The organism is Rhizobacter sp. (assembly GCF_031412075.1).
Lineage (GTDB): Bacteria > Pseudomonadota > Gammaproteobacteria > Burkholderiales > Burkholderiaceae_C > Rhizobacter.
The window spans coordinates 1-5,313 of sequence record NZ_JANOCG010000112.1; the positions used below are offsets into that span (position 1 = coordinate 1).

General features: G+C 66.6%; 5 protein-coding genes. 2 read left to right on the forward strand and 3 right to left on the reverse strand.

All coding sequences use genetic code 11. From position 1 onward, the window contains the following. Positions 1 to 822: ATP-binding protein (locus RMO40_RS04115; protein ID WP_309716700.1), on the forward strand; the 822-nt coding region annotated here is incomplete at its 5' end. Positions 823 to 1,043: 221 nt separating this feature from the next. Next, complete coding sequence (locus tag RMO40_RS04120) at positions 1,044 to 1,370, forward strand: hypothetical protein (RefSeq protein WP_309716703.1); 327 nt, start codon at positions 1,044 to 1,046, stop codon at positions 1,368 to 1,370. Positions 1,371 to 1,376: 6 nt separating this feature from the next. Here the strand turns inward: RMO40_RS04120 and RMO40_RS04125 are convergent, their stop codons facing one another. The 3 genes from RMO40_RS04125 to RMO40_RS04135 form a co-directional block, all read right to left on the reverse strand. Then, the gene (locus RMO40_RS04125; RefSeq protein ID WP_309716706.1) at positions 1,377 to 2,423 is read right to left on the reverse strand and encodes a DNA topoisomerase IB; all 1,047 of its coding nucleotides are present in this window, start codon (positions 2,421 to 2,423) and stop codon (positions 1,377 to 1,379) included. Beyond that, positions 2,420 to 4,930, reverse strand: a complete 2,511-nt coding sequence (gene ligD, locus RMO40_RS04130) for a DNA ligase D (protein ID WP_309716710.1) — start codon at positions 4,928 to 4,930, stop codon at positions 2,420 to 2,422. The genes RMO40_RS04125 and ligD overlap by 4 nt, the downstream gene beginning before the upstream one ends. 9 nt (positions 4,931 to 4,939) lie before the next feature. Next, a partial coding sequence (locus RMO40_RS04135; protein WP_489660103.1) for a Ku family protein occupies positions 4,940 to 5,313 on the reverse strand: 374 nt, incomplete at its 5' end.

A 5,313-nucleotide genomic window follows, 5' to 3' on the forward strand; every position in this document is an offset into this window, starting at 1 on the left:
GCCGTGCGTGCCGACGGCTCACGGCTGCAGCAGGTCGTGTGGAACCTCGTCAGCAATGCCATCAAGTTCTCGCCGGTGGCCAGCGAGATCTGCGTTCGTCTGCGCGATGAAGCCGACGGGCTGCACCTGAGCATCACCGACCAGGGCCAAGGCATCACGCCAGAATTTCTGCCCTATCTGTTCGATCGCTTCACGCAAAGCAATGCGGGCAGCAACCGCCACCGCGGGGGCCTGGGGCTCGGGCTGTCGATCGTCAAGCAACTGGTGGAAGCCCACGGCGGCTCGATCCGGGCGCACAGCGAAGGGGCAGGCTCCGGCGCGCGCTTCGAGATCGTGCTGCCGTTCGATGACGGCACAGGCAAGGGTGTGGACACACTCGGCCCCCACGACGACGCGCAAGACGCGGACGACACCGAGGGCCTGCTGGTCGGGTTGAGTGTGCTGGTGGTCGACGACGATGCCGACGCCTGCGCCATGCTGGCCATCATCCTCACCGACCGCGGCGCGACCGTGGTCACCGCGGCCAGCCACGACGAGGCGCTCGCTGCACTCGACAGCCAGTTGCCCGACGTGATGGTGAGCGACATCGGCATGCCCGGCCTCGACGGCTATGACCTCATCCGCGAACTGCGCGCGCGAGAGCTCGCTTCGGGGCGGCACCTGCCGACCATCGCCCTGACCTCATTCAGCCGCCCGCAAGACCGCCAGCACGCCATCGACGCCGGCTTCGACCTGCACTGCGCCAAACCGCTGCAGCCGCTGCAGGTGGTGCAGTCGGTGGCCATGCTGGCCCGCCGCTCGCCTTTCGCGCCACCGACCTGAACGCGCCGGCCGCAGGCGCGCTCGGAAGGCGTGCGAGATGCCGGCCTGGAACTCGAGCCCAGAAGCCCGGAAACCGCCGCCCGCTGCCATGCCGCTGCCCTGAAACTGAGGGTTATTGCCTATCCCCGCCCACTTCGGCCCGGGGAAATGGGCTGGGCTGACCGTTCAACGAGCTTGGTCAATCCACTGTTTGCAACACTTAGGGCCTAGTTCGTGTCACTATGAGCGTTTTGCGGCACCTGAACCCAGGTTTTGGCCTGGGTTCTTATCTATCCGAGGAAGTTACTTTGGGAAAAGACGTCATCAAAACCAAGATCCAGGCCGACGGTCTGCGTTACAAGGTCAAGGAAGGCGGCTCGCCGTTCGCCAGCGCAGGAGACTTCCAGGCTGGCACCATGTCCTGTTTCTTGTGCGGCAAGCACCGTCCCCGCAACACCCTGAAGACCCGGCGCCTGCTGGGCAAGGCGCAACATGTGTGCGCCCCCTCCTGCAAAGAAGCCGAAGCGGCTGGCGCCGCGCAAAAGGCCGCCACCACCGCCACGGTCTGAGCGAGTTCAACCAAGCGGGCCCGCTGCGGCCCGCTTGAGTTGCCTTGCAGTCGCCCCGGGCGACAAAACACCCAGCAGACGGCACTCCCCCACCGTCAGCCCGCGGTTGCGCGGTGCCTCGCGTTCCGCCCACTGCGACACCCCCGTCTGCACCGCCACCGTCATCAGGCCGGGGTGCACATACGACTTGCGGCACACCGCCAGCGTGTTGCCCAGCCGCGCGGCAACCTGCCGCAACACCTCGTTGGCCGCCCGCCGTGTCACTGGCCCCTCGGTGGGCAGCTTGCACAGCAACTGCAGGGCATGCACGCTCGCGTGCCAGGTGCGAAAGTCCTTGGCCGTGAAGTCGGCGCCACTCAGTTCACGCAGGTAGTCGTTGACGTCGGCCGAGCCGACACCATGCGACAGCCCCGCTTCGTCTTCGTACTGAAACAGCTCCTGCCCGGGCATCGCCTGACAGGCGCGCACGATGCGCGCCACCCGCGGGTCGTCGAGCGCCACGGCGTGCCACACACCGCTCTTGCCGCGAAAACGCAGGTGCAGCGTGCTGCCCTTCACCGCCGCATGGCGGTTGCGCAAGGTGGTGAGGCCGAACGAGCCATTGGTGCGCGCGTACTCGTCGTTGCCCACACGCACGAGCGTGGTGTCGAGCAGCCGCACCAGTGCCGCCAGCACCGAGGCTCGGCTGCCCACCGGCGCTGCGAGGTCGCGTTTCACCTTGGTTCGAATTCGCGGCAGCGCGGCGCCGAACTCGCTCATGCGCGTGAACTTGTCGACATCGCGCGCCTCGCGCCAGCCCGGGTGGTAGCGGTATTGCTTGCGGCCTCGCGCGTCACGGCCCGTGGCCTGCAGGTGGCCTTGCGGCAGCGGGCAGATCCACACCTCTTCATAAGCCGGGGGAATGGCCAGTTGGCGTATGCGCTGCAGCTCCTTCACGTCGCGCAGGGCGCGGCCATCGGGGCGCCGGTAGCGAAAGCCATCGCCCTCGCGCAAGCGGCGGATGCCGGGCATTGCGTCGCTCACGTAGAGCAGGCCTGAGGGCGCGATGCTCATGCCTGGGCTGGCCTCTTGGCATCGAAGCCAAGCGCCTTCATCGGATTGACCAGGCTCAGGCGCGCTGCCGTGTAGCCGTCCCAAGGTGCATTGCCGGTCGGGAAACGGTCGGCCACGTTGGCCACGGTCCATTGCGCCGCACTCTTCAAACCAGCGAGCTCGTCCCACGCGATCGGCACCGACACGCCCATGCCCGGCCGCGCGCGCGCCGACCACGCGCAGGCCGTGGTGGCGCCCAGGCCGTTGCGCAGGTAGTCGATGAAGATCTTGCCCACCCGGTTCTTCGGCCCGCTCTTGGCCACGAAGCGTTGCGGGATCACCTGGGCCATGTGGGCCACGATGGCTTGCGAGAAGGCTTTCACCAGGTCCCAGTCGTACTTCGGCGTGAGCGGCACCACCACGTGCAGGCCCTTGCCTCCGCTGGTTTTCAGAAAGCTCGTGAGGCCCAGCTCGTCGAGAAAACCTTTCAACAGCTGCGTGCCTTCTTGCACCTGCGGCCAGCCAACACCCTCGCCGGGGTCGAGGTCGAACACCATGCGGTCGGGGCGGTCCATCGCCCGCGTGGTGGCGTTCCAGGTGTGGAATTCGATCACGTTCATCTGCGCCGACGACAACAGGCCCAGCGCATCAGAGATGGCCAACAGCGGTGCGTGAGACGGGTAGAGGTCACGGCTCAGCGTGTCGACGTTCGCCAGCGCCCTGCCCTCGGCATGCTTCTGGAAAAACTGCTCACCGACCACACCCTCGGGCGCACGCAGCAGCGACACCGGCCGCGCTTTCAGGTGCGGCAGCATCAGCGTGGCGACCGAGGCGTAGAACTCGATCAGTTGCTGCTTGGTGATGCCGGTGGACGCATCGATCACGCGCTCGGGGTGGGTGATGCGAAATTTCGCGGGCAGTTTGGTGGTGGGGTTTGTGGCGGCTTTGGTGGCAGGCTTGGCAGTCAACTTCCTGGCGACCTCTTTGGTGATGCGCTCGGCCGGCTTGTCACTTCGCAAACCGTGAAACACCGCGTGGCGCACGTGGCCGCTGCGCGTCCATTGAGCGAACGACACCTCGGCGATGAGCTTCGGCTTGACCCAATGCGGCTTGACGGGCTTGCCCGTGCCCACACGCGCCGGCGCGTCGGCAAACGCGCTGGCGCCGACCTCGATCTCGTCGAGCTGCGCGCGCAGGCGGATCAGCGTTTTCTGGTCGAAGCCGGTGCCCACGTTGCCGGCGTAGCGCAAGGCACCCTGGTCGTCGTGGATGCCCAAGAGCAGCGCGCCCAAGCCGCTGCGCGAGCCCTGCGGGTCGGTGAAGCCGCCGATCACGAACTCCTGCCGCGCGTTCACCTTGAGCTTGACCCAGTCGGTGGAGCGCCGTGCCTGGTAGGACGAATCGCTGCGCTTGCCGATCAGGCCTTCAAGGCCCGCCTCCTGCGCTGAAGCCAGCAGCTTCTTCGGGTCATCGTCGAAGGCCGCGCTGAATTGCACGGTGCTGCCCTTGGCCTGGCCTACCAGTCCCGCCAGGCGCTCACGCCGGGCGCGCAAAGGCTCGTTGCGCAAGTCCTGCCCATCGTGAAACGGCAGGTCGAACACGAAGTACTGGATGCCTTGCGACTGTTTGGCCTCGAAGGCGTTTTGCAGCGCCTGGAAGTCGGGCCGCCCGTCCTTGCCGGCGACGATGATCTCGCCATCGAGCCAGCCCCAGCCGATGTTCAAGGCCTGGATGGCTTTCACCAGCTGCGGCATGCGGTGCGACCAGTCGTGGCCGTTGCGGGTGAAGCAGCGCACGTCGTCGCCGTCGACGCGCGTCAGCAGGCGATAGCCGTCGAACTTGATCTCGTAGAGCCAGTCGTCGCCAGGCGGCACCTCGCTCACCAGCGTCGCGAGCTGCGGTGCGAGCGAGAGCGGGAGCTTGGCTTCTGTTTTCGCAACAGGCTTGGGTTTCGTCGCGGCAGATTTCTTCGGCGCCTTTTTCCCCAACACGCTGTCGGGCAAGGCCTCGACCACGTCGAACTCGCTCGCTGGTTTGGCCTCGCCATCGCTCTCCTTGATCAGCAGCCACGCCGTCTGGCGCTCGTCGTCGCGCTGGCGCATGCGCACCAGGGTGAAGCCGCCGTGCAGCTTCTCGCCGTGCAATTCGAACTTGAGCTTGCCTTCGCGGTAGCCCTTGTGTGCATCGCCAACCGGCGTCCAGGTGCCACGGTCCCACACGATCACCGAGCCGGCGCCGTAGTGGCCTTCGGGGATCACACCCTCGAAGCCACCATACGACAGCGGGTGGTCTTCGACCTCGACTGCCATGCGCTTGTCGGAGGGGTCGAGGCTCGGGCCCTTGGGCACGGCCCAGCTCTTGAGCGTGCCGTCGAGTTCGAGCCGGAAGTCATAGTGCAGCCTGCGCGCCGCATGTTTTTGCACCACGAAGCCGAGCTGCTCGCCGGAGCAGGCCACCTCCCCCGCCGGCTCGGGCGTGTGCTTGAAGTCGCGCTTGCGCTGGTACGCGGCCAGGCTGCTGGTGCCCATCGGTCACCTCTACGCGGCACGCTTCTTCTTGGCCGCCGGTTTGCCGCCCTTGCCACCACGCAGGCTTTGGCGCAGCAACTCTGTGAGGTCGATGACATCGGCCGTCTTCGCGGGCGCGTCTTCCTCCGGTTGCAGCACCGTTTCGGTCTGCCCCGCCTCGGCCTTCTTTTCCACCAGGGCCATCACCTGGTCCTTGAACTTGTCGCTGAAGTTTTCGGGCTGCCACTGCGTCGTCAGCTCGTCGATCAGCTGGCCGGCCATGGTCATCTCGCGCTCGGAGATGCCGGCCCCTTTCACACCTTCCTTGGGCAACTTCAGGTCTTCCCACGAGCGGATGTCGGCGCCCCAGCGCAGCAGGTTGAGCACCAGCGCCGGCCCGGCGG